This is a genomic window from Luteitalea pratensis (assembly GCF_001618865.1).
GTDB lineage: Bacteria > Acidobacteriota > Vicinamibacteria > Vicinamibacterales > Vicinamibacteraceae > Luteitalea > Luteitalea pratensis.
This window is the reverse complement of sequence record NZ_CP015136.1, coordinates 3,348,086-3,371,679: the sequence shown is the minus strand read 5'-3', so window position 1 is coordinate 3,371,679 and position 23,594 is coordinate 3,348,086. Positions and strand designations below refer to the sequence as shown.

17 protein-coding genes and 2 pseudogenes are annotated in these 23,594 nt (G+C 65.0%); 5 read left to right on the top strand and 14 right to left on the bottom strand.

Annotation, left to right across the window (positions count from 1 at the left end; translation table 11 throughout):
* Positions 1 to 82: 82 nt before the first annotated feature.
* From LuPra_RS13835 to istA, 13 genes and pseudogenes are all read right to left on the bottom strand, one after another.
* Positions 83 to 1,222, bottom strand: coding sequence for an erythromycin esterase family protein (locus LuPra_RS13835; protein WP_157899167.1), 1,140 nt, complete (start codon positions 1,220 to 1,222; stop codon positions 83 to 85).
* Positions 1,223 to 1,785: 563 nt separating this feature from the next.
* Positions 1,786 to 2,100 carry a hypothetical protein gene (locus tag LuPra_RS13830; RefSeq protein ID WP_157899166.1) on the bottom strand — a complete coding sequence of 105 codons (315 nt, stop codon included), beginning with the start codon at positions 2,098 to 2,100 and terminating at the stop codon, positions 1,786 to 1,788.
* 162 nt (positions 2,101 to 2,262) lie between these two features.
* Positions 2,263 to 3,433, bottom strand: a pseudogene (locus tag LuPra_RS13825) (IS3 family transposase).
* A 156-nt stretch (positions 3,434 to 3,589) separates the two neighbouring features.
* Positions 3,590 to 4,072: a type II toxin-antitoxin system YhaV family toxin gene (locus tag LuPra_RS13820; protein ID WP_110171289.1), complete on the bottom strand. Its 483-nt coding sequence runs from the start codon at positions 4,070 to 4,072 to the stop codon at positions 3,590 to 3,592.
* Complete coding sequence (locus LuPra_RS13815) at positions 4,069 to 4,398, bottom strand: type II toxin-antitoxin system PrlF family antitoxin (protein ID WP_110171288.1); 330 nt, start codon at positions 4,396 to 4,398, stop codon at positions 4,069 to 4,071. The genes LuPra_RS13820 and LuPra_RS13815 overlap by 4 nt, the downstream gene beginning before the upstream one ends.
* A gap of 517 nt (positions 4,399 to 4,915) precedes the next feature.
* Entirely contained in the window at positions 4,916 to 5,413 is a 498-nt protein-coding gene (locus tag LuPra_RS13810; protein ID WP_157899165.1) for a hypothetical protein, read from the bottom strand.
* Positions 5,414 to 5,772: 359 nt separating this feature from the next.
* Positions 5,773 to 6,165, bottom strand: a complete 393-nt coding sequence (locus tag LuPra_RS13805) for a hypothetical protein (RefSeq protein ID WP_110171286.1) — start codon at positions 6,163 to 6,165, stop codon at positions 5,773 to 5,775.
* Complete coding sequence (locus LuPra_RS13800; RefSeq protein ID WP_157899164.1) at positions 6,126 to 6,641, bottom strand: hypothetical protein; 516 nt, start codon at positions 6,639 to 6,641, stop codon at positions 6,126 to 6,128. Before LuPra_RS13800 ends, LuPra_RS13805 begins: the two co-directional genes overlap by 40 nt.
* 435 nt (positions 6,642 to 7,076) lie before the next feature.
* Entirely contained in the window at positions 7,077 to 7,592 is a 516-nt protein-coding gene (locus LuPra_RS31930) for a hypothetical protein (RefSeq protein ID WP_157899163.1), read from the bottom strand.
* A 256-nt stretch (positions 7,593 to 7,848) separates the two neighbouring features.
* The gene (locus tag LuPra_RS13790; RefSeq protein ID WP_110171283.1) at positions 7,849 to 8,403 is read right to left on the bottom strand and encodes a hypothetical protein; all 555 of its coding nucleotides are present in this window, start codon (positions 8,401 to 8,403) and stop codon (positions 7,849 to 7,851) included.
* A gap of 295 nt (positions 8,404 to 8,698) precedes the next feature.
* Positions 8,699 to 9,979 (bottom strand): hypothetical protein, encoded by a 1,281-nt coding sequence (locus LuPra_RS13785; RefSeq protein WP_157899162.1) that lies wholly within the window; start codon positions 9,977 to 9,979, stop codon positions 8,699 to 8,701.
* Between the two features lie 201 nt (positions 9,980 to 10,180).
* The gene (gene istB, locus LuPra_RS13780) at positions 10,181 to 10,942 is read right to left on the bottom strand and encodes an IS21-like element helper ATPase IstB (RefSeq protein ID WP_110171281.1); all 762 of its coding nucleotides are present in this window, start codon (positions 10,940 to 10,942) and stop codon (positions 10,181 to 10,183) included.
* A complete protein-coding gene (gene istA, locus LuPra_RS13775) occupies positions 10,939 to 12,513 on the bottom strand; it encodes an IS21 family transposase (RefSeq protein ID WP_110171280.1) in 1,575 nt (524 codons plus the stop codon). The genes istB and istA overlap by 4 nt, the downstream gene beginning before the upstream one ends.
* Positions 12,514 to 13,305: 792 nt before the next feature.
* Here istA and LuPra_RS13770 point away from each other — a divergent pair.
* Together LuPra_RS13770 and LuPra_RS13765 are read left to right on the top strand one after the other, a co-directional pair.
* Complete coding sequence (locus LuPra_RS13770) at positions 13,306 to 15,774, top strand: Ig-like domain repeat protein (protein ID WP_162271389.1); 2,469 nt, start codon at positions 13,306 to 13,308, stop codon at positions 15,772 to 15,774.
* 799 nt (positions 15,775 to 16,573) lie between these two features.
* Positions 16,574 to 19,441 carry a protein kinase domain-containing protein gene (locus tag LuPra_RS13765; protein ID WP_110171278.1) on the top strand — a complete coding sequence of 956 codons (2,868 nt, stop codon included), beginning with the start codon at positions 16,574 to 16,576 and terminating at the stop codon, positions 19,439 to 19,441.
* Positions 19,442 to 19,464: 23 nt separating this feature from the next.
* Here LuPra_RS13765 and LuPra_RS13760 read toward each other — a convergent pair whose 3' ends face one another.
* Entirely contained in the window at positions 19,465 to 19,983 is a 519-nt protein-coding gene (locus tag LuPra_RS13760) for a hypothetical protein (protein ID WP_157899161.1), read from the bottom strand.
* A gap of 98 nt (positions 19,984 to 20,081) precedes the next feature.
* Between LuPra_RS13760 and LuPra_RS13755 the strand changes: the two genes are divergently transcribed.
* From LuPra_RS13755 to LuPra_RS33835, 3 genes and pseudogenes are all read left to right on the top strand, one after another.
* On the top strand, positions 20,082 to 20,639 hold the full coding sequence (locus LuPra_RS13755) for a sigma-70 family RNA polymerase sigma factor (protein WP_110171276.1): 558 nt from the start codon (positions 20,082 to 20,084) through the stop codon (positions 20,637 to 20,639).
* Between the two features lie 1,627 nt (positions 20,640 to 22,266).
* A pseudogene (locus LuPra_RS13750) lies at positions 22,267 to 23,385 on the top strand (amidohydrolase family protein); the annotation flags it as partial.
* A complete protein-coding gene (locus LuPra_RS33835; RefSeq protein ID WP_110171274.1) occupies positions 23,282 to 23,545 on the top strand; it encodes an amidohydrolase family protein in 264 nt (87 codons plus the stop codon). The pseudogene LuPra_RS13750 and the gene LuPra_RS33835, both read left to right, overlap by 104 nt.
* The last annotated feature ends 49 nt before the right edge of the window (positions 23,546 to 23,594 follow it).

Below are 23,594 nucleotides of genomic sequence, written 5' to 3'. Positions count from 1 at the left end.
GACAACTCTTGCAGACACACTACGGGATGTACGTGAGCACAGCACGACCGTCGCCGCCGATGGTGCGAGACTCGCGTCAGCTTCAAATGCCGCCACCGCTCGCGGCCTGTTGTTTGGCAGCCTTTGTCGGGCGAGCGGCTGAGGCGCGGTGTACGAAGAACAGGCCATCATAGTCACCGACTGTGTCGTTGGCTACGGTGGGCTTACCTGGTTGCTGGTTCCACGCTACCCAATGAGCCGGAATGGGCTGCTCTAGCCAACGCTTTACGTCAGTCGTGTGGCCAGAGCGAAGGTCCACAAAGAAGTCCTCGGCGGTCACTTCCGATAATAACCAAGGCAGTGATCCAAACGGCGCTGCTGGCACCTGCATCTGTTGGAGCGGCCCCAACTGACCCTGGGTGTCGGGAGGCCGCACCTGCGCCACTCCCTGCCCGAACTCGAACGCCATCCCGTAGTAGCGGTCACCAACGACTTTGCTCACCTCCGTTCCGATAGAGGTCGCGCCGCTCGATCTTCGTGCGACATGGCTGTTGAAGGCCCATGCAATCACCTTTGCACCCGGCCTGTGTGACAGTATTTCCAGAACATTGAACCCCATGGCTCGTGACCGACCAACTGGAGTACCGTCGTCCGCCGTGCCACCCGACCACCAGACCATCTGTTTGGTGTATCTGATGAGCGTCTCGAGCTGCGCAACATTGTTGGTGCTCGCGAGTCGAGTTCGTTCTGCCTTAAGGAACTCGTGCAACGCATTTAACTGCGGCAGCACCGAGTTGAGGCGCTCCCGACTAAAACTCAAAGGCGTCTTCGCCTGCTCCTCGGCAAGCGTCCGGAACACGGACTCGACCTCCTGGACGCGGCGAGGGTCGTGGGCACGGAGATAGTCGAGGACACGGGCTCGACCGCGCGTGTTTGTCATGATATCGAGGCCGACCACTTGCACGCGACGCTCAACAGGCAGGCGTCGGTTGTGGGCACGGAGCCACGCCATCAACCTAACGAAGTCCTCATTGTTGTAAGCGATATAGCCCTGCGTCGCGAGGGCCGCCGAGAGCGTGCCCGTTCCTTCGACGATGTACTCATTCAATGGCTCCATATCGGCAAGTCCGGCCTCGATGGCCACCACGTTGAACCCGAGCTCGGTGACGAGGAACCGTACAAGCCGTTCCTTGAACTGGAAGAACTCGCGCGTACCGTGGGTAGACTCTCCGAGCCCGACCACTTGCGCACCTTGAAGTACGTCCCTCAGCGGCTCCAGCGCGGACGCATCCCCGCTACCGCCTGGTGCCAACGTCCTGATCCGGGCTCGCAGCCAATCCGCGACAGGGTCTGCCGTGTGAGCCGGCTGGGGATGTCCACTTGCGGGAAGGTACGATAGATAGGCGGAAACAGCGAAGGTCAGCCACAAGAGTCGGGCCATCTCTATTTCTCTCGACACGAAAGGCGGCCTGATCCGGTCAGGAGCAATGTCCGCCGATGATGATCTGTTCTGTGGTCCTCCCTTATACAAGAAGAACGTGCTTCACTGCTGTAAGACTGTCGGGAACGCCGCATGAGCTTGAGCTTTTACTCCAGAGCGCGGACATGTGTTGCTCGAAGACCGACAGCGGCTAGAAGCGGTCGCCTGTGAGTGCTCGCCGTTATCAAGCGCAGCTACGAACAGGTGTCGGGCACTGAAGGAGCGACGATCAGCGGTGTCCAGCGCATTGAGTCGTAATCGGCCTGGGCGATCGCGACGTGAATCGCCGACAACACGGGCTGGTGGAACCCCGATTCGGACAAGGGCTACCACGGCACGTCTAATACCTTCAGGAGCGCCTCAATCTCACGCGCGTCCGTTGGTCGCGACCAGCCACTCAGAGTCAGGTATGTCTCGGCCGCACCGAAGGTGCCGACACCATGCTTATCCTTGTAGAAATCCAACACGATCTCCGGCGCAAGCGGCCCAGGCCAGAATTCACGCCAGCCATCATGATGCCGCTGCGCAAACGCGACTGCCGCCGACACTTTGTTTTCATCCCGCGTGTCGAGCAGAATTGCTCCGGTGCGCGTGGCCGTCACCACAAGGCGGTCCGCGCCGCTTAACTCAAGAAACCCCACGTCATTGTGCGGACCCTCGAAGCGCGAGGAACATGCGCTGCATATCAACACGAGCCAGAGCGCAACAGCTATGACCCGTAAGGACGCTACCTGCAGAACCACCCCCTGAAGCCAGGGGGTGTCAATCGCATTGGGCTTGATCCACTTCGGTAGACAGGTTCACTACGCCGCCTGCGCGGAGAACCGACGCTCGAACGCGGCCGGGCTGATCTGCCCGAGCGTCGAGTGACGGCGCTGCTGGTTGTAGAACACCTCAAGGTAATCGAACAAGTCCATCTTGGCTTCGCCGAAGCTGTCGAAGCGCTCGGCGAGCTCGCTCTTCACCGTGGCGAAGAAGCTTTTCATCACGGCATTGTCGTAGCAATTGCCGCGACGACTCATGCTGCAGACGATGCCCCGCGCGTCGAGGACGCGCTGGTAGTCGTGGCTGGCATAGGTACAGCCCTGATCCGAGTGATGCAGCAAGCCAGGGAGGAGCCCGCGCCGGTTGAGCGCCACGTCGAGGGCCCGCAGCGTCAGATGGCGGTCGTTGACCGCACTCACGGCCCAGCCCACGACGAAGCGCGAGTACAAGTCGAGGATCGCGGCGAGATACAGCTTGCCGTTGTTGGCGATGACGAACTCCATCGTGTCGCCGACCCACCGCTGATTGGGGCGTCGGCGACAAACGCTTGCGCGAGGTGATTGGGCGCGACCGGCTGATCGTGCTCGCTCATGGTCGTACCGCGATAGCGCTTCCGCAGGCGTGCCCGCAGGCCGGCCGTGCGCATTAGCCGCACCACGCGCTTGCGGCTGACCCGGTGGCCCGCCTCCCGCAGGTCCTCATGGATGCGAGGACTGCCGTATCGTTGGCGCGCCCGCGTGAACAGCGCGCGGATGTGCACGTCGAGCTCCGCGTCGCGTCTCGCGTGCGGCGGGGCCGGTCGACGCTGCCACGCGTAGAACCCGCCGCGCGTGACACGCAGGACCCGGCAGAGGGCCGATAACGGGGACGTGGCCTTCTCCGTGGCGATCCAAGCGAACCTTACGCTTGGTGCTTCGCGAAGAAGGCCGCGGCTTTTTTTAGGATGTCGCGCTCCATCCGCAGCTCGCGATTCTCCTTGCGCAGCTTGGCCAACTCCTCGCGCTCCGCTGTCGTCAAGCCGGTGCGGCCGCCGCTGCGATCGGCCCGGGCGCGCTCCACCCACTGGCGCAGGGCCGACTCGGTGAGATCCAGGTCGCGGGCCACCGCGCCCACGGACTTGCCTTCGTCCAGGACCAGGCGGATGGCCTGGGCTTTGAAGTCGTCATCGAAGCTACGTCGCGGGCGACGCTGCGGGGTCTCGGGGGCCATGCGGGCCATCGTATCCACCTTTCAAAAGGTGTCTACGAAACTGGATCAAAGCCCTCCGGTGTGCAGGACGAGATGCCGAGGCGATGGACATACCCTTACTGCGCGGATCGATGGCGTCCTTGAGACTCGACATCGTGCGCCCTGATGGTGTGTGCCTTATCTCCCGCGCGGCGTCTTGAAGGCACGCGACTCGGCCAGCAGTGCGTCCCAGTCGTCGGGTGGGTGGCCTCGGTCGAGCATTTTCCGGAAGGTGCGATAGGCGTCGTGCTGACTCTCGTACGCACGCCGCGAGTCTTCGTCATTGACCCAGGCAAACACGATCACGCGACTCGGCGCGTGATAGCGAAAGAACAGACGGTACTGCTGGAAGAACTTCGCGCGGCACCAGTGCGCATGTGCAATGCCAAGCGTGTGCCCTTGCCGGTACTCTGGACGCGAGGGGTCCGCTGGGATCACCTCGAAGGCAAGGCGCGTAATCGCGGCCAGGCGTTTCGTCGCGTTCCGCCGGCCGAACCCGTCCGGATCCTTGCGCTGCAGCTCCTCCACCTCCGTGGCCAGTGCGTCGACCTGGCTCAGGAAGAGCGGGTGTGCAAACAGCGTCCAGCCGTTGACCACGGTCGGCACGGCCGCGGCACTCACGCCTCCGCATCGGGCAGCGGTGCGTCGAGATCGACGTCAACGTCGGCCACGAGGCCCTTGAGGCGATGCACGAATGCCGCGTCCAGCCCCTGGACGCGTTCTGGGTGCGCCGCAAGGTCGCGCGCCAACAACTCCAGAAAGGGCGCCAGCGCCGGGTCAGCGTCCTCGGGGGTGCCAGCACGCGCCAGGACGACCTCGCCCGTCGACCGCACCGTGTAGTGCAGGCGATCGCGCTTGCTGAGCTTGAGCGCGCGCCGCACGGGTTCAGGGACCGTGGTCTGGTACCGGTCGGTCAACGTCGACTCGGCCTCGATGATGGGTGCCATTGGACCTCCTAGACGACCTATTCAAGGTAATGCATTCGCCTTGTCACTGCAAGGCCGCCCTGTCCGCGGCGGGAGCCCCCTCGCCCACGACGAGACCTCAGCAATAGGTCCGGCGCTGTGCGAACGACGCCCAAGCCCCTGAGGAGGATGACGCGGCGACACGTGCGCTCCTCGTCGTTTGCCTGTGCATCGGCCTCCCGAACTGGCGTCCGCGCTTAGCAACCCGCGCTGCGGACTGCCACGACGACGATTCTCGTCGACGTCGTCGTCTGAGACGGCAAGGGCGTGCCGATGCGCTCCCTGACACCGACAGCTTCGAACTCAGTGAGGACGGATCGCGGCAAACGATCATGGCGGCTTTCGGACCGGGAGGCCAGTCACTCGCTGCCAGCCGCCGCCGTCCAGCACGGCGCATGGCGCAGCGACGGCCGAGGGACGCGCGCCCAAGATGAACGTCGTCACACCGGACCCTGCAGACGACACGCCAACCTTCGTGGCCTTCGTCTTCGATCAGCTGTTACCGGAGGCGCGCGCGATGCTCGAGCCACCGGTGGACGCCGTCAACGTTGCCAAGCGCCTCGATGAATTCGGTCAAGGTCGTTTCGGTGATGCGGAATCTCCGAAGGCGCATGTCGCCATCGACGTGGTACACGCCTTCGCGGCCATACAACGGTTCGAACGTGCTGCCGCAGTCGCGCCCCAACACCAGGTACTTCTGCCCTGGCTGAAGGTGCCCCTGCTCGCCTGCGAACCGATGCGCGATGCGGACGCCGTCAACAACGATGGTTCCACCCGGCAGCCACAGCGCCCACCTGTCCTGCCCGGCTCGAATGCCCTCGGGTACGCGCAGTTCCTGACATACCCCAACATCCTCGGACCCGCCCCGACGCAGCACACGGTCGACACCGACCTCGTACCATGTACCAATCGTCCGTTGTTCCAACGTCGACACTGGCGTCGCGTTGACACCGGTCACCACGGCGACGGTGACCGTTGCGGCCATCTGAGGGCTCATGGTCGTCTCGAACACGATCTCCTTTGCAATGTCTAATTCGCCCCGCTCACGAGCCTGTCGTGCCACTTCTGCTATTGGCTCAGTGCCCGGCACATAACGTGGAACGCTACTAGACCCGCTCTGGTCCTGGGTGCCGCACGCCTGAAGCAATGCCAGGAGCATCAGCGCGAAGCACGCGGACATTGAGGACACCTGAGTGCGTTCTTTCGCCATGGTCGACTTCTCGACTGGAAGTACCGCTTGACACCGCTGGCTGCGGCTGCTGCGACCAACGCCGACCAGCGCGGCAACCCCCTCTGCATCGCAGGAATCTGCAGAGCGAAGTTCGGCGCCCCTGGCGGCTGTTCGGCACGTAGCATTCACCGGTGGCACCGGCAGGCGTCGTCCAGCACGCGGCAACTCGCAGGATGCCACCATGCTTCACCCTGAATGCGACCGCTCTCCACGCGCAACGTGATCAGCCGAAACGGAGTACCGACGGCCAGGCGCGTACCGTCGGCGTTCGAGGTCAGCGTGGTCGGACCCCACAGGCGATGGTCAAAGAGATGCGCGATTGTGACCTCGCCATTCGCTTCCATCAGGAACACGCCGCTCGCTGTCAGGACCCACACGCCGGGGGCACCGCGACTTGGGGTCAGGGCCATGGGCCAGCCAGCGAGCGCCACCGTGGCGGAGACGCGCAGCTGTCCGATCGGGTGTTCCTGCACGAGCGTCAACTGCGCGTCGTCGTTCCTGACGCCAAGGAGCAGCACGAACCGAGACGCCCCGTCTCCGGCGACGCCAGATACGAGGCATGCAGGTTCTGTCGCGTGTCCTCCACCCGACCATCGGTGGCGACGAGGTGCAGCCAGTCCCCGAAGTCGCCGTGACTGACGAGCACGAGGTAGCCGCGGCCTTCGGCCCGCGGCACCCAATGCACTCGCTCCGGCCGTTCGTCCTTGACGACGGCACGGACGGCATCAGGCGGCACGGAGACGTCGCGGCGATCCGAACGGTCGATCACCTGCAGCCGATCGCCGTCGAAGCGCCCTTCCAATATCCGGGTGCCCATTCCGCCGCACGCGTCGATGATGGGTGCCCACTCGGCGCCGGCGACGAGTTCGATCGGTTGAGTAAGCGGCGCTCGCTCGGGCCGTACGCGCGGCGAACGCCGAGCACAGGCTGGTCCGCACGCGATCAGCAGCACGAGAGCGGCAGCCACCCAGCGGGGCACAACATGGATAGACACCGCGCGGCGACGACTGGCGTACGGAGCACGAGCCGCGAGGTCCCCACGATTCCTGAGTCCAGGACCTTTCGCAGTCTCCGCGCTCACACACACCTCTTCCTCGTCCACCTTGCCCTCCTCACCTGCTGCCGCCGCGACGGTGACGGATTGCGCCCGGTGTGAGCCTCAACAGGACAACGTGAGTTCCGAGGCCTCCGCTCAGCGCTCAGTGACGTCGAACGGTCGCTAGCCCAGAGCCATCGCGATGTGATCGATCGTTGCGAGTGTCAGGGTCGTTCGCTGACTGGGCGCGGGATACTGTGGCCGCGGGAACGGCTCCACTTGCCCATCCGGCCGCAGCGTAAAGAGCCCCTGGGACCGCGGCGAGGCACTCGTCCAAGGGTGGAGGGTTCGACGACCGGCCCCCACTACAGGCTCGTGCACCGATTCTCTTTGTCAGGATGCCTTGCGACACGGAAACACCACGGTAAACAGCTCGCCTTCTCGCCGCAACTCTCCTCCGCCTTTCGGCGCGGCAGACACCCGCAGCAACGATGCCGCCCCTTGGCTGCCGAAGACGTTCGGCGCCACGCGGCGGTGAGCTACGACCGCCCTGACTTTGGAGTCTACGAAATCTACGCGGAGCGAGTCGCGATACGCCACGAACACCGCATCGTTCGTGACGTGGTAGTACCAGGCCTTTCCCTTGCGCACGGAACCGTCAGGATTGTCAAAATAGTCTTCTTGTTTAGCAGTCGGCTGACCTAGATGTACCAGGACCTCTTCCGGCGCGTCGCCCACATGGATCTGGCGTAGCTGCTCGCACGAATAGTTCCGGACAAGCCGCTCGCTGCAGCCTGCGCCGACGCACACGACTGCAACGAGCGTCGCGACCCCTGGAGTGCATCTCCACTTCAGCACTTGCTCCAAGCCTTTGACAGGATTGCCTGCCCTCGCGCGCGCCTCATGCATCGCTCAGCGTGGCTTCCTTCACTAGGTTCCGGACACTGCGACATGCGTTGTTCGTGCGCAGCTCGTCGAGCGAGTACTCCATAGCGACGGCACCAGAAGTTCCGCCGATGCGTTCACGGCTTCCCACACTGGCCATCGCACCGCTTCGTGGGCGGGTCGCCCCGAAGCAGGCACGGCCACGACGGGCAGTCCGTCCGTGGCGCGGAAGGCTTGGAGCAGTGATGTTCGGTCCGTGGAGACCAATCGCAACCAAGCGTCAGAGGCCTCTTACGTGCTCGGCCGCCGCTTGCCTGCGGCGGCGTAGGATCAACGCGATCGGAACCAGTAAGCAAGCGCCTGCTAGCCCTTGTCGCACATACGGCCGACCAACCCGGCGGCCGTCCCGACACACATATTGCTCGAACAGGTCGCCGCTGCGCCAACCGTCCTCGCGTAGGCTCATGATCGTGTAGCCCTCCTGGTGGAACCAAAACGTCTTCAACCAAACGTGGACGCGGACAAGCCGCCCTTGGGAGAAGTTGAGGTCGAGTGGCACTTTGCCGGCGCTGAACCTTCGTTCCGTGTATTCCCAGGTCACCTCCGGCGGCCATTGCGCTCTTGGAAGGTTCCAGTCGGCACCGGGATCCGTGGGATGCTCATGAACCGGGTGACCGATCACGCTGAGCACCTCGGGCTCGGTCATCCCGAGACGCAACGAACCGAGGCCACTGCATGTAACGGAGTCCACCGGGCGGTCGACCACGCCAAGAAGCTCCATGGCCCCGATGGCGCCCATGAGGAGGAAGCCGACCAGGTATGCAGCGACGCTCATCGACTGTCAATCGGCCCGATGTCGTCGCACTTGAGTCTGCTACTGGGCGCCGTGAGCATGACTCGCCTTACAGCAAGAACTGCTGAAGCGGTTGCATGCCGGATCCTGAGCATCGCCGTCGGGCGCGGCTGTTGGGCCTGGGGGCGCTACGATTGAGCTGATGCATCGCACGCGACGCGCCCTCGCCTGCGTACGATCATTGCCGCGATAGTGGTGCTCGACGAGTTTGTGCGCCGCTACATGGACGCAGTGACGCTGATCAACAGTCTCATCGCGGCCAGGCTGGCCTCGGGTCTCACCGCCCCCCGGGCAACTCGTCGAGCAAGGCACGCAGATCACGGGCAAGAGGCGACGTGCCCTCGTCCTTGGCCCACGCTTCGAGACGATCGCGACCGTCGTCTATCAGCAGAAGAGTCGCCACGCCTTGCACGGCCTGATGTCTCGCGGACGGCGCGAGGCGTCCGATGCGGCTCATGAATGATGTCAACAGCCGCTGGTGGGACCCGAGGCGCTGGATGCTGCTGGCGGCTTCCTCAGCGATCTCCGCCTGAGCGGACGTCAATCCCTCGATCACTCTGGTGATGTGTGCCGCATCGACCGGCGCGTAGCGCAGCAGCGTGCGCGCCGCCACCTGTCGCACGAAGGCATCGGCCGTGGCCGGCACGCTGGACAAGCGCGCCACGACGGGCGGCGACAACGTTGGCATGTCGACCGAAGGCCCCAGCTCGGCGCTTTGCAACCTTGGGCCAAGCTGGCGCATCAGGTCGGCTTTGGAGAACAACTCCATCGCAACGCCCTGGATACCTGGCTCGGTGTCGTTCATGAGGGCCGCAATCTGGGTACTGAAGTCGTCCAGCGTCACCGTCCGAAGCGCAGGAACACCAAGACCGCCGAACGAGTCCGTTTCGTCCACATCGAACTCCAGCTGCCCGATCGTCCAATCCACGACGAGCCGTAGTCCCGCGACGCGAACGAGCGCGTCCGCGTCGCGCAGGGCTTCGCGCACTTGCGGCACTGCCTGTGCCATGTCCGTCACCCCCTCGACCAGCAACTCGAGGGCACGCACGCGGGCGAGCGCAGGCGCGTTCGCCTTCAGATAGGTCAGTCGCTGTGCATGCCGCGTGACGACCTCGCCCAGACAGGCCTTGGTTGCTGGGTCCGTTTCCTGCGCTTCCCACGACTGGAGACTGTCGAAGAGTTGCGCTTCAGCCTCCCATAGCGCTATGGCCTGGCAGCCTTCCCTTCGTGTCGGCACGGGAGCCGTCGTCAGCCGTTCGGCTACGGCGACGGCGCGCTCCACATCCGCACCGATCCGCTGCATCCCGACGTACCAGCCGGTGCGGACGTCCAGCTCCGTGTCCTCGCCGGCCTCGGACAGCAGATCGACATAGGCATCGTCCACGGTCGCGCCGCTGAACAGGGCCAGCCGCACCGAGCTACGGACCTCGCGGTCGGGGTCGCGTACCAGAGCGCTGAGCCGCTGCACCGTGGTATCCGAGAGGTACGCCTGTCCGCCCTCAACACGCATCGCGCGCTGCGCACCACCGACACAAGTGGCACGCCTCTGTTCGGGCATCAGCTCTCGTCCATGCAGCACGCCGACGGCCGCGGCTCGCACCTTTGGATCTGGATCGTTCAGCCTAGAGCTCACCGCATCCGCAAGCCGCGCGATCTGAGGAGATTCCCACCGGTAGTCCTCGGTGGACGGGTCAAAACCGGCCATTTCATCGACAGGCAAAACCGGCCATTGCTGGCGGGTGTCGAGACGACCTGAGTTCTACTGCGGCAGCGCCTCCGGACGCAAGTCGGTGTGCACCTTGGTCCGCCAGCTGCGGGGCCCGCACTTGAGCACATGGGCATGGTGCAGAAGCCGATCGAGCAGCGCGGTGACGGCCGCCGTGTCGCCCAGCAGCTTGCCCCAGTCGTCGACGGGGCGATTGGACGTCAGCAGTGTCGAGGCACGTTCGTAGCGCCGCATGATCACCTCCAGCAGGTCCTCGGCGGCCGTGTGCGGCAGCTTGCGCATGCCGAGGTCGTCGATGATCAGGAGTGGGACGGTCGTCAGCTCCAGCATCAGAGCCTTGCGGGTGCCCTCCACGCTCGCCTCGGTGATCTCCTCGAGGAGGATGTGCGCCTCGCGATAGATCACGCGATAGCCCTGCAGGATGGCGGCGCGGCCGAGCGCTTGCGCGAGGTGGCTCTTGCCGGTGCCCGGCGGGCCGAGCAAGAGCGCGTCCTCGCGCTGCGCGACGAAGCGCGCGGTGGCGAGGTCGTGGATCAGCGCCTGCGGCATCTTCCGGTTGAAGCCAAAGTCAAAGGTGTCGAGCGTGCGATCGGCGTCGCGGAAGCGGGCCTGCTGGAGCCGGCGCGCGAGCAAGCGATCCTGGCGGCGCAGCAGCTCGTCGCCGACCAGCGCCGAGAGCAGATCGATGGGAGCCTGGCGCTCCTGTTGCGCCTGGCGCAGCCGCGCCTCGAGGACATCGGCCATGCCGGAGAGGCGCAGCTTGCGGAGAGCGGCGTCGAGTTCGGGGAGCGTCATGTCGGGTCTCCTGTCGTGCGATCGATGAGATCGCGATACACGGTGAGTTGGCGGATGAGGGGATCGACTTGCCGGAGCGTCAGCGGCGGATGCCGTTCGAGATAGCGACGGAGGAAGCGATACGTGGGCACGCGCAGCTCGAGCGCCGCCTTGGCGGCGTCGTCGAGCACGACCGGCCCGTACCGCTTCGCGAGCGCGAGGGCGCCGAGGATGCGTCGCGTGCCGGCCGCCCCCTCGTGCGTGTGGATGTGCATGCAGATCGTGTGCAGCGCGACGCCGATGCGTCGCGCCCGCGCCAGCAGGGCCAGCGTGGAGGCCGGCGTCTTCGCGGGCCGATCGGCCTGGGCGATGCGGTGATGCCCGCGCGGCCCGCGGACATGCTCACGGAGCAGCTGCCCGTCGAGCGTGAGCAGCCGCACGATCCCGTCGGTCCAGTGCACCTGCACGCGCTGGCCGATCCAGCCTGGCGGGGCCGAGTAGTAGGCGGCCTCCACCTCGACGCAGCCATCGAGATGGACGGTGCGCGTGCCGTACCGGTAATAGCGAAACGGCGTGACGGGGAGCGCCTGCAGTACGGGCTGCTCCTCGGCAAACATGACAGCGACCTGCCGCTTCGTGGTGCCATGGATGCGCGTGTCGGCCCAGTGCGCCGTCCACCGATCGAGATACGCCTGGGCGGCTTCGAGCGACTCGAAGCGCTGCCCCTTGAGCGGCGTCTGCTTGGCGTGCCCGACACTGCGCTCGACCTTGCCCTTGCGATCGGGATCGCGAACGCGGCACGGCAGCGCCGTCACGCCGTAGTGCGTCAGCACATCGCGATACAGCGGGTTGATCGTCGGGTCGTAGACGTCGGGCGTGAGGACGCCTTCGCGCAGGTTGTCGAGCACGAGCACGCGCGGCGCCCCGCCCAGGCGACGAAACGCCTGCTCGTGGAGCGTGGCCCAGATTTGCGCGTTCGACTGCCACGTGAGCAGGTACACCGTCTTGCGCGAGTAGCCGAGCGTCAGCACAAACAGGCGCGTGCGCCGGTACTTACCGCCGCCGGGCGGGCGCACCATCGGTCCCTCGCCGTAGTCGACCTGCGCTTCCTCGCCCGGCGCCGTGACGATCACGACGCGCGCCGCGGGCGTCGACGCACCGCGCACCTGCCGCACGAAGCGACGCACGCTGGCGTAGCCGGCCGCGAAGCCGTGATCGTCGACCAGGTCCTGCCAGATGGCGCGCGCATTGCGGCCGCGCCCGAGCGCCTCGGTGATCAGGTCGCGGTACGCGACACAGGCACTCGCGCTCGGCGCCCGCGCCGGCGGTGAGTCGGTGGACACCCCGGTCGAGGAAATGGCCGGCTTTGCCGTCGTTTCGCTGGTCGCGGCGCCCGCCGCGGCCTCCACCGTGGCCATCACGCCGCTGCGCGGGCGGCCGCGGCCGCGCACCGGCACGCCGGCGGCGCGCAGGTAGTCGCCAATGGTCTCGCGGCGCACGCCGGTCGCGTGCTCGATGCGCCGCAACGACCAGCCCAGGCGCCCCAGCGCCACCACTTGCTGCTGCTTGCTTGCGTCCAAGACGTTCCCCATGGCGGCCACAGACGCACAGGGCGTCCTGGCGCGGTTCACGTCTCGACGCCGGCCTCAGGAAATGGCCGGTTTTGGGGTGTCGCTAACTGGCCGGCTTTGGGTGTTCACCGAGGTTCTTACGGTCTGCTCCCCAATTGCGGAAGACCGTCTGAAGGTTTAGTGGCGCAGGTGTTGACACTTCCACTGCTCCAGAACTCGTCAGGCAGTCAGTCCACCTAACGCCGGGGGCGGACTCGGTCAAGTTGAGATCGGGGCGACCGCCCCCACGTCTCTTGCCGTCGTCGCACACAAGGCGGACGGCCTGGGGGTGAAGTTGTCATTAGCTGCGGCCGGTGCGCCGACGCAGCCCTGGGCATCGGCATGATCACGGACGTGTAGTGAGGCCAGTTCGCGCGATCGTGCCCACCTCTCCGAAAGTGTGCACGAACTGGATCACGCCCACGCGGGTGCGGCGCCATCGTCACGAGGCAGCGTCGCAGTGTGCGCCTTGAGCTCCGCCATCAGCGCGAAGAGAGCTGGGCGGCGTCTCCGTAGCCGACCCACCGTCGGGCGACGCAGCAGCCGTGCAGCAACGCCTGGCGTCGGTGCCGAGGAACGTCCTGACCGTGCGATTCATGATCGTCGGCCATGTGCCGATACTACCGTTTTGCCCATCCCACCCACCGTCAACTCCGAAAGACCTACATGTCATTGAGAGACCGCCGCGCGGCAAGCGCACGTGCGTGCGCGCTGTTACTGTTTCTGTTCCATTCACCTGCGGCACGTGCACAGACGACATCGCCATGGACTGGAGTGATTCGGGACGATGCCGAGCAGGCCGCCGGCGCACTCCCGGGCTACAGCGTCGTGCGGCCCCGCGGCATGAGCGCCGATGGTCGGTTCCTGGTCATCGAATCGGGCCGGACCCTCGTCGCCGATGACAGCAACGGCGCCTACGACGTCTTCGTCCGCGATCGACAGACCGGCGCGCTGCAGCGCGTGAGCGTCGCGACCGATGGTGCCGAGGGCAACTCGCACAGCACATCCCCGTCGATATCGGCCGACGGGCGTCATGTCGTATTCCAGTCGCTGGCCTCCAATCTGGACCCAACCGACACGAACGGCGTCGACGATCTGTATATCCGCGATCTCGACAGTGGAGTGACGTCGCTGGTCACCGTCGGACCGTCCGGCGAGCGCCTGACCTGTAACTGCGCGCCGCTACCAGTGGCACGCCTGAGTGGTGATGGTCGCTTCGTGCTGTTCTCGGCCGACTTCCATGGAGGCGGCGGATCGCTGCTGTGGCTACGCGATCGGGATGCAGACCAGAACGGCGTGTTCGACGAGCCCGGCAGCGTCACGACGACGGGAATCGATGCGAGCAGCATCGACGGCGATCACCTGGCATGGATCGACGCCGTCGCGATCTCGAACGATGCGAGGTATGCCGCGTTCTCGGCCAGCGCGGTCGACGAGAACTACGCCTCGCTCGGCGTCCGCATGTACCTCTATGACCGCGCGCTGGGAACCTCCGTGCGCGTTGATCGCCCCCTGCCGGGCATGGGCGACGGGATCGCCCGCAGCCTCGCGCCAGATTTCAGCGACAACGCACAGCTCGCCTACACCAGCACCGCGCCGCACCTCGTTGCCGATGACGCCGATGCCTTCGCCGACGTATTCGTCTACAACATTGCGACGGCGACCCATGCGCGGCTGCAGCTCACCCACAGGAGCGCCGCCTTCACCGACGCATACGGCACGGCGCTGAGCGCGGATGGCCGCTTCGTCGCGTTCACGGGCTACGAGAACGACGGGGCCGGGATCGAGCGATGGAACGTCTTTGCCATCGACCGCGATCTCCACGCCTCATTCGACATCGCCGTGGGCACTGATGGCTCACTCGACGACACCGCCAGCGGCGCGTCGATGAGCGCGGATGGGAGCGCGATCGCGTTCAACGGCGGCACGCACATCCTTCAGGAAGGCAGTCCCATTGGCGGCGTGTTCGTGGCCACGACAGTCTCGATCACCTCGAGCGAAGCCGAGGTACCGATGGAAGGCGGCTCCGTGCCGGTTGAAGTGGTCGTGCCGGCCGGCACCTTCTGGAAAGCGATGCTGGTCACCGGCACGAGCAGCGACTACATCACGTACTCGACCTACAGCGGCATCGGTCCAGGCACGCTGGATGTCGAGATCCCTTTCAACTACTGGGGTGAGTCGACGACCTACCAGCTGTGGCTCGGATCCGAAGTGCTCAGCTTCGAGCAGCGCGTGCGACCCATCGTGGGTTGGCTCAGCCCCGACTGGGGTGCCACGACCGGCGGCACACCGTTCCAGATCTCCGGCTCCAGCTTCCAGGCTGGGGCGATCGTGACATTCGATGGGATTCCCGCGACCGACATCGTCACAGGGGAAGATGGGACCACGCTCTACGGCGTCTCACCGCCGCACTATGCCACCAGCGTCAGGGTGGTCGTCACCAATGCGGACGGCGCGGCAAGCCTCGACGAGGTGTGGTTCTACTACTACGATGAGACCCCTCCTGTCATCACGGCCACCGTCACAGGGTCGCTTGGCTCCAATGGCTGGTACACCTCCGATGTCGCGGTGCAGTGGAGCGTCGTCGAGACGGACTCCGAGCTCGTCGGAGAGCCATGCGCCAGTGGCACGCTCACCGCCGACGTCACGTCGCGTGTCTTCGATTGCTCTGCGAGCAGCGGCGGTGGCGGGTCCACCGAACAGGTCGTGCTGAGGCGGGACGCGACGCGGCCGTCGATCGGCATCGCGCAGCCGCAGGCCCTGAGCTACATGCAAGGACAGGTCGTGGCGATCGACTTCAGCTGCAGCGATGTCACGTCCGGGGTCGCGACCTGCACCGCCAGCCAGGCCGGGCACCTGGATACGTCGATGCTCGGAACGTTCTCGTTCGTCGTGACGGCGGTCGATCACGCGGGCAACACGACCCAGTCGTCGGTCAGCTACTCGGTACACGGGAAGGTGGATACGTCGCTCTCGTTATCGTCGTCACCAAATCCATCGAAGCCGAATCAGGACGTGACTCTGACGGCGACAGTATCGGGCCGAGCGCCTGACGGCGGTGCCCCAACTGGCTTGGTCGAACTCCGTGTCAACGGCGTGCCCGTCGGATCCGCCCCGCTCGTGAACGGTGTAGCGAGCGGGACGGTGGAGTTCAAGAAGGGGACCTACTCGCTCACGGCCACGTATGTGGGTGACGCTAGCTTCAAGAGCAGCAGTGGAACGGTGCTGCACCACACTAAATAGCCTATCGTGCAGCCCGACCACTGAAGCGCTAACACACGATTTTATGAAGGTCGCGAGACGCGGCAGCGCAAATACCGCCGCTGCCGCCTCTCGCACCCCTCGACGGCAGCTTCGCCACAGCGCGTTCTAAGGTTAACCCGGAAGGACTCACGCCAGGACCGATCGCTGTAGTTCCATCACCACACGGTACGGCCGCCCTCCCGATGGGCGTTGATGTAGGACACCATCGCGGCTATTTCCTCCGGCGGTCGAGTGCCGCCTGGGCGAAACACGCGGACGCCGTCTTGAGAATCTCGTTGGTCCGCTTCAGCTCACGATTTTCGCGCGCCAGCGCTGACCGTGACGACCTGCTTGGCCAGCAGCCGCTGCACGACGACCGCGTTTCCTTCGGCGAAGCCCTCGTAGACGGTGCGCGCCAAAGCATTAGTGCATGCACCCGGCTCGCAGGTCCTTCACGTCGTGGTCTCGTTAACGACTGGACGCGTGCGACTCAGGCCTGCCAAGCGCGGTCATCTGGTTCAGGATGCGGCACGCAAGGCTCGCCTGAACGCCAGCAGCCGGCGAACTGTCGCGACGCTGTCAAGCGAGTGTAGACGAGCCATTGATGCTTCAGGGACCGCCACAACCGCTTCGATCATCGAGTTGAAAGTTCAACTCCGTCATTGCCAGTAGACGCCGCAGCACGCCCGTGGCGAGCCTCGCGCAAGATAGCAGCGGAACTTCAGGTGAACGGGACTTGCACCGCCAGTCCGAGTAGAATCCACCGCACGTGACTCTCGCCCCGGAAGACTGGCGGCGCATGAAAGAGCTGTTCGCCAGCGCGCGGGCGATGCCGGTGTCCGACCGTCAGGCCTACCTCGCCGCAGCCTGTGCGGGCGACGAGGTGCTGCGCCAGGAAGTGGAGTCGCTCCTGGCGTCGGACCAGCGCGCGAAGAGCTTCCTCGAGTCGCCCGCGGTGGTCCGGGGCGACGGCACTCCTCACCCCGCACAGTCCATGATCGAAGGCCGGCGGCTTGGTGCGTATCAGGTGCAGGCGCTGCTCGGCGCGGGCGGTATGGGGGAGGTGTATCGCGCGCGCGACACGAGGCTCCAACGGAACGTTGCCCTCAAGCTCCTGCCGCATGCGTTCACGAGCGATCCCGAGCGCCTCTCACGCTTCGAGGGCGAAGCGCGAATGCTCGCTGCGCTGAACCATCCGAACATCGGCGCGATCTACGGCTTCGAGGAAGCTGACGGCCTTCGCTTTCTGGTTCTCGAGCTCGTGGACGGCCAGACGCTCGCGGACACGCTTGCGGATGTCTCTCACCAACACGCTGGTCGCGGCCTGCCGATTCGCGACGCGTTGAGCATTGCGGGGCAAATCGCCGTGGCTCTCGATGTCGCTCACGAGAAGGGAATCATTCATCGCGATCTGAAGCCCGCCAATATCACGATCACACCGGAGGGAGTGGCGAAGGTCCTCGACTTTGGCTTGGCGAAGAGCACAGACGTTGCCTCGACACCTGACCTGGCGCAGTCGCAGACGATGCCTGCGAACCACACTGGCGCAGGCGCGGTTATGGGCACGCCCGGCTACATGAGCCCCGAACAGGCACGGGGGCAGGTCGTCGACAAACGGACCGACGTCTGGGCATTCGGATGCGTTCTCTATGAAATGCTTACCGGCTGCGCCCCTTTCAAGGGCGGCTCGGTATCGGACACCATCGCGGCTGTCCTTGAGAGCGAGCCGGAGTGGGACGCCCTGCCGCAGGAGACACCCCCCAGCGTCCGTCTGCTGCTGCAGCGATGCCTTGACAAGGATGCGAACCGGCGCCTGGGCGATCTGGGTGACGTACATTTCGATATCGACGACCTCAGGGGCGACGCCACGACGAGGCGACGCCAATCGAGCCGCACTCGCCGTGCATTTTCGGCAGCTCTCGTCACGTCGGTGCTGATCGCGGGTGGCGCGGCGAGCGTCTATTGGGTTAAACCCACGGTCGCCGTCACCACGCCCGCGGAATACATTCAGCTCACCAACTTCAGCGACTCGGCCACTGCGCCCAGCCTGTCGCCCGATGGCCGGATGGTCACGTTCAAACGCGGAGGCGACTCGTTCCTAGGGCCCGGCCAGATCTTCGTCAAGCGGCTCCCGAATGGCGAGTCGGTACAGCTGACGACGTCTCCAGGCCAAAAGTACGGACCAGTATTTACTCCGGACGGCACACGAGTCGCGTATACGAACAAGGTGTCGGGGGAGTGGGATACCTGGACTGTGCCGGTGCTCGGCGGCCAGCCGGTGCGGCTCCTACCCAACGCCTCCGGACTCACCTGGATTGCCGACCACTTGGTGCTGTTTTCCGAAATCAAGGCTGGTCTCCACATGGGGATCGTGACTGCGACCGACAGCCGGGCGGCGAGGCGCGAGATTTACATCCAGCCGGACGAGCACGCGATGGCGCACTACTCTTATCTGTCGCCCGACCGTCGATCGGTGCTCGTGGTCGAAATGACCGGCGTCCACGCGTTCACCCAGCCGTGCCGATTGGTGCCGTTCGACGGACATTCTGCTGGCCGTCCGGTTGGACCTCATGGCACCTGCCTGTCAGCGGCCTGGTCCCCAGACGGACGCTGGATGTACCTCGCCGCGGTCGTGGGAGGCACCTCGCATCTCTGGCGCCAGCGGTTTCCTGACGGTGCGCCGGAACAGATCACCTTCGGCCCGCTCGAGGAAGAAGGTGGTGCCGTGGCGCCTGACGGCCGGTCGCTCGTGACGTCGATCGGCATGCGTCGGAGCGCGGTCTGGATTCACGACCGGGCCGGCGAGCGCGCAATCGTCTCGGACGGGTATGCCTCCGCGCCTCGCCTTTCCCGAGATGGCACCCGGGTGTTCTATCTTTTTGTTCGGGACTGGTGGTTGTCGGGAGTGGTGGGTTGGACGACCGCCGCTGCCGACCTGCGATCGGTCGATCTGGCGACGGGAAAGAGCGACACTCTGCTGTCGGGACAGTCTGTCACTGCGTACGCGATTTCGCGCGACGAGAAGGAGGTGGCCTTCACGACGACGAACGCTGATGGACAATCGCAGATTTGGCTGGCGCCGCTCGACCGGCGCACCCCACCCCGCTTGATCGTCGAGAGTGCCGATCAGGTATCCTTCGCCGCGCCCGGAGAGCTGATCTTCCGCTCGCTGGCGGAGGGCAACGCGTTGGCACGGATCAAGACCGACGGCACGGGTCTCGAACGAATACCGACAGGATCGTTCCTCGACAAGGGCGATGTGTCATCCGACGGTGAGTGGGTGATCATCCACTCGCCCGCGACCAGCGATCACCCCGTACTCGAAACACTGGCCGTACCGATTCGTGGCGGAGTTCCGAGAACAGTCTGCCGCGGCGACGCGGACATCTGCACAGCAGGGTGGTCTCGGGACGGGACCTTCTTCTACGTCGGGCGCCTGAACGCCTCCCCGTCCTTCGCGCGAAGAACCTTCGCGATTCCAGTGCCAGCTGGCCAGGCGTTACCGGATTTTTCTGCTGGGGGAATCGCTGATCTCAAACGCGCGGTGGCCCTCCCCGGCGTCCGGACGATCGAGGAAGGTCTGATCTCGCCAGGATCAGACCCCTCAACCTACGTCTTCACCAAGGCAGATTCGCAGCGCAATCTCTTTCGCGTACCCCTGCACTGATCCTCGTTGGCCCGTGTTTCGCCTCAGCTCGCAGCGCCGGGCAACACGCGAATCGTGCCCTGGAAGCAGGTGCGGTTCACCGGCGCCTGGGGCACGCACGAAGTACCCGTCGGCGGTACGATGACGTCGAAGGTCACTTGTATCTGGGCCCCGGCCAGCCATCCCCCGATCACCGTGCCGTTGAGCACCGCCTTCTGTGTCGGATTGTTCGTTTTCCCCGTGATATGCGCGACGAACGAGTGCGCCGAGTCCGCGCCGGTGACCTCATACCGAGCTTCGAGCTGAACGATGGTGCCGTTCTCGAACGGGTCGCGACTCAGCACTGTGCCTACAAATGTGCCAGGGACGCTGCCGCCCGTGACTCCTGCCATCGCCGGAAAGCCAGTGATCCACTTTGTGAAGGTGACTTCGACGTGGGTCCCGCCGCTGGCCTTCGTCTGCGCGGCGGCCCCACCAGCGACGCCCGAGGGCGAGGTTGGCGAAGAGGTTTGGCCGCTGCATGCCGCGGTGAAGATGCACAGGCAGATAAACGCGTTTCTCATGGGCCACTCCATTTGACAGGAACCTGAGTCGGCCCTGTAAGCTATGAAGCGCAAACCAGCACCGCTTTCCCTCACGAGCTGATGATCGAGCCCTCCGCGTGCACGATGTAACGGACCTGCTCCTGTCCTGGCGCCAGGGAGACGCGGCGGCGCTCGACCGCCTGGTCCCGCTCGTCTACGACGAATTGCGCCGGGTGGCGCGCCGCCATCTTCGCGGCGAGTCTCCGGGGCACGCCTTTCAGGCGACAGCACTCGTTCACGAGGTTTACCTTCGACTGGTCGATGTCGATCGCATGGCACTGACGAACCGGGCGCACTTCTTCGGCGTGGCGGCCACGTTGATGCGCCAGATCCTCGTCGATCATGCTCGCCGGCAACGCGCCGACAAGCGCGGAGGCCGTGTGACGGTGCTCACTCTGGACGAAGCGTTGCCCGCCGCGTGGACATCGAGCGTGGACGTGCTGGCACTCGACGAGGCGCTCGATGCGTTGTCCGCGATCGATGTCCGGCAGTGCCGGGTCGTGGAACTGCGATTCTTCACGGGGCTCACGATCGACGAAGCGGCTACAGCGCTCGGCATATCGCCATCTACAGTGGAGCGCGAGTGGGCGTTGGCGAAAGCCTGGCTCTTTCGGCGATTGTCGGCATCCACATAACGACGTCAAAGGACACGAGTTCGGGGTGCGTCTGTCTGCATCCGACAGAGCCGGACGGTCTACGCGGACATTTCGAAGTCCGGCGCGGGAGTTCTCGCCCGCCAAGACGGAAGAGTCAACGACCGCGAGCATTCAGCCGATCCAGACATGGTTCTGCCACAGCCGTGGCACGGGCTTACCCCGGGCGAGTCACGAGTCGACATAGGGAGCACGCTGCCCTCGGCCCAGCCAAGAGCCCAGCGATTGCCGCGGAAGTCCTTGCGCCTCAGGCTATTGCCGCCGAGTACGCGCGGGCAAAAGTATCAAGCTCCGTGTGGGGGTACTTTTGGGGGTACGTATCTCAGCAGCAACGAGTCGTAAGTCAATGTCGATGAGAGGCTTAGTTAGGAAGTGGCCATTCGACTCCCGCCGCCTCCACCATTAGTCCAGAGTTGTCCACCGGCGTCCATGGCAGTCCATGGACGTCAGGGCTTTCCGTCTCAAACGCTAGCAAATCGGCGCTTCGCTGGCCTCCCTTCCATGTCGACCTCCCGTCATCTGCAACAACGTGGGGGTATTTCCGGGGGTACGGTCCGATTTGGGGGTATCGATGCCCTGGGGGCATCGGCTCCCGCGATCCGCGCGACCCAAGCCCTCACGCTGATCCAGCATGAGAAGGACCGCGGCTACTTGTAGAACTCGCTCGAAGGCGTACTCCTTACAAGGACGCGACGCGGCGGAGGCTCGGGCCATGCGGACCACCGTATCCACCTCTGCGAGGTGTCTACGCCATCATCGGATCAAACCCAATCTGAAGCGTGATGTGCCTTGCGGCACTACTGCTGCCTTGCGACTGATCTCGCGCATCAGCCGCGCTTCCGGTCGGCCCGTCGATGCCGACACCTTCGCCGCTTTCTGCCGCTCATCAAAGCTGGCCATCAAGGCCAATGTCGCTGCGTGTTGCCGCAGGTCTTCGCCTGGAGGCCCGCGGCGCGCCCGCGTCGTAGCTGAGGCCCCCACCAGCGCCGGCAGGCCACCCGAAGGCGCTCCTGCCGCCTTCCGGCCACATCGGGACGGTGAACTAGGCGACCTGTCGGTCTAGTTCGAGGCGACCAGTCGCCGCACCCGATCCTTCGACAGCTTCTCGGCCGCTGAGCGCGAGGGTGCCGCCGCCCACTGCCGGACCTGCTGCGCCGTCACGCTGCGTGACCGGCGTCTGGCTGACCTCTACTCGAAACGGCGCGTCACCAGGGGGCGGCACCGCGTGAAGACCAGGCTGCCGCATATATATTGACGCCGTGAGGCGCATGATGAGCAGTGCCGTCGCGGCGGCGCTCGTCTTTGCACAGGCCTCCCCAGCGCCGAATCTCGTCCTCGTCAACGCCCGAGTGTTCACGGGGGTGGACAGCCAGCCGTGGGCAGAGGCCATTGCCATCACCGGCGATCGCATCAGTGCCGTCGGGACGTCTGCAATCCTTCGGGCGCGCACGGACAGCGGTACGCGCGTTATCGACGCGGGCGGACGCTTGGTTGTGCCGGGTTTTAATGATGCGCACGTATATCCAGGCAAGTGGCCTGCCGGTACTTGGCTCAAGGGACCGACGCCTCCCGAGCATGAACCGTCGCTTGACGAACTTTTGACGCGGCTGCGGCGGCAGCGGCTAATGCGCCGAAGGACGGATGGATCTTCGGCGTCATCGGTACAGCGGTGGTGGACGATGAACGAGCCACGAGTGCGACGCTGGACGCGGTGGCCGCCACACACCCTGTCTTTCTACTCTCCTGGTCCGGCCACGTCGCACTGCTCAATAGCAAGGCTCTTCGCCGATTGCAGATAAGCGAATCGGAGGCCGATCCCGCAGGCGGCGTGTTCAGCAGAGGCGAGAACGGCTCACAACTCAGCGGCCTCGCGTACGAGTATGCGTGTACGCGACTTGTCCAGGGATTGTTCGCAGAGACGCCCATCGCCGGTCACGCGAGGTGGCTCGCGGAGTTTGCCACGTCTGCGGTCGAACATCGCGTGACGACCGTACAGCTCATGCCGGACTTGCAACCACGCGTTGTGCGTGAACTGGTCGCCAACCCGGCGCTGGCCGTACGCATTCGGATCATCGACATGCCGCTGAACGTCACACAATGGACTCCTGATCGCGTGACGCGCCCTGCGTCCGAGACAGTGTCGTTCTCCGGGCTGAAGATCATCCTCGATGGAGCGCCGATCGAGCGGTGGTCACGACTCCGCCAGCCCTACGCCGACCGTCCGACGACCAGCGGCCACTTGAACTTCACGCCACACGCGTTGCAAGACATCCTTCGACGGGCGATGGCGGCCGGCGAACCACCGATGATTCACGCCTCAGGCGATGCCGCGGTCGACGCGGCGCTGGACGCGCTCGAAGCGACAGGCGGGACGCGTTGGGCTCCGCTGCGGCCCCGCATCGAGCACGCCGACGGCTTCGGCGTCGAGCACGTCGAACGGGCGCGTCGAATGGGGATCATCGTTGTGCAAAACCCGTCGCATTTCAGTCTGGCAACTGGTTGGAAGGAACGTCTGGGCGCGTCGCGCGTGCAGCACTACCAGCAGGTCCGCATGATCCTCGAGGCGGGGATACCGCTCGCCTTCGGCTCCGATGGTCCCTTCAACCCGTTTCTGAACATCATGTTTGCGACCACGAACCCGACAAATCCGTCGCAGGCCGTTGACGGTCCGTCAGGCCCTCCTGGCGTACACGTCAGGCTCGGCGGCGGCAGAACTACGCGAGCATGACAAAGGGACGCTCGAATCCGGGAAGTTGGCTGACGTGGCCGTATTGTCGCAGGACATCTTTTCTGTGGTTCCATCAGCACTTGCCGATACCAAGAGCCTGCTGACGGTGGTCCGCGGACGCATTGTCCATGACCAGCTCGCAGCGCCGTCGCTGCCGTGAGCAACTCCGCCCATGTTCGGCGCCGAAGAGACATAGTCGCCGTCACACG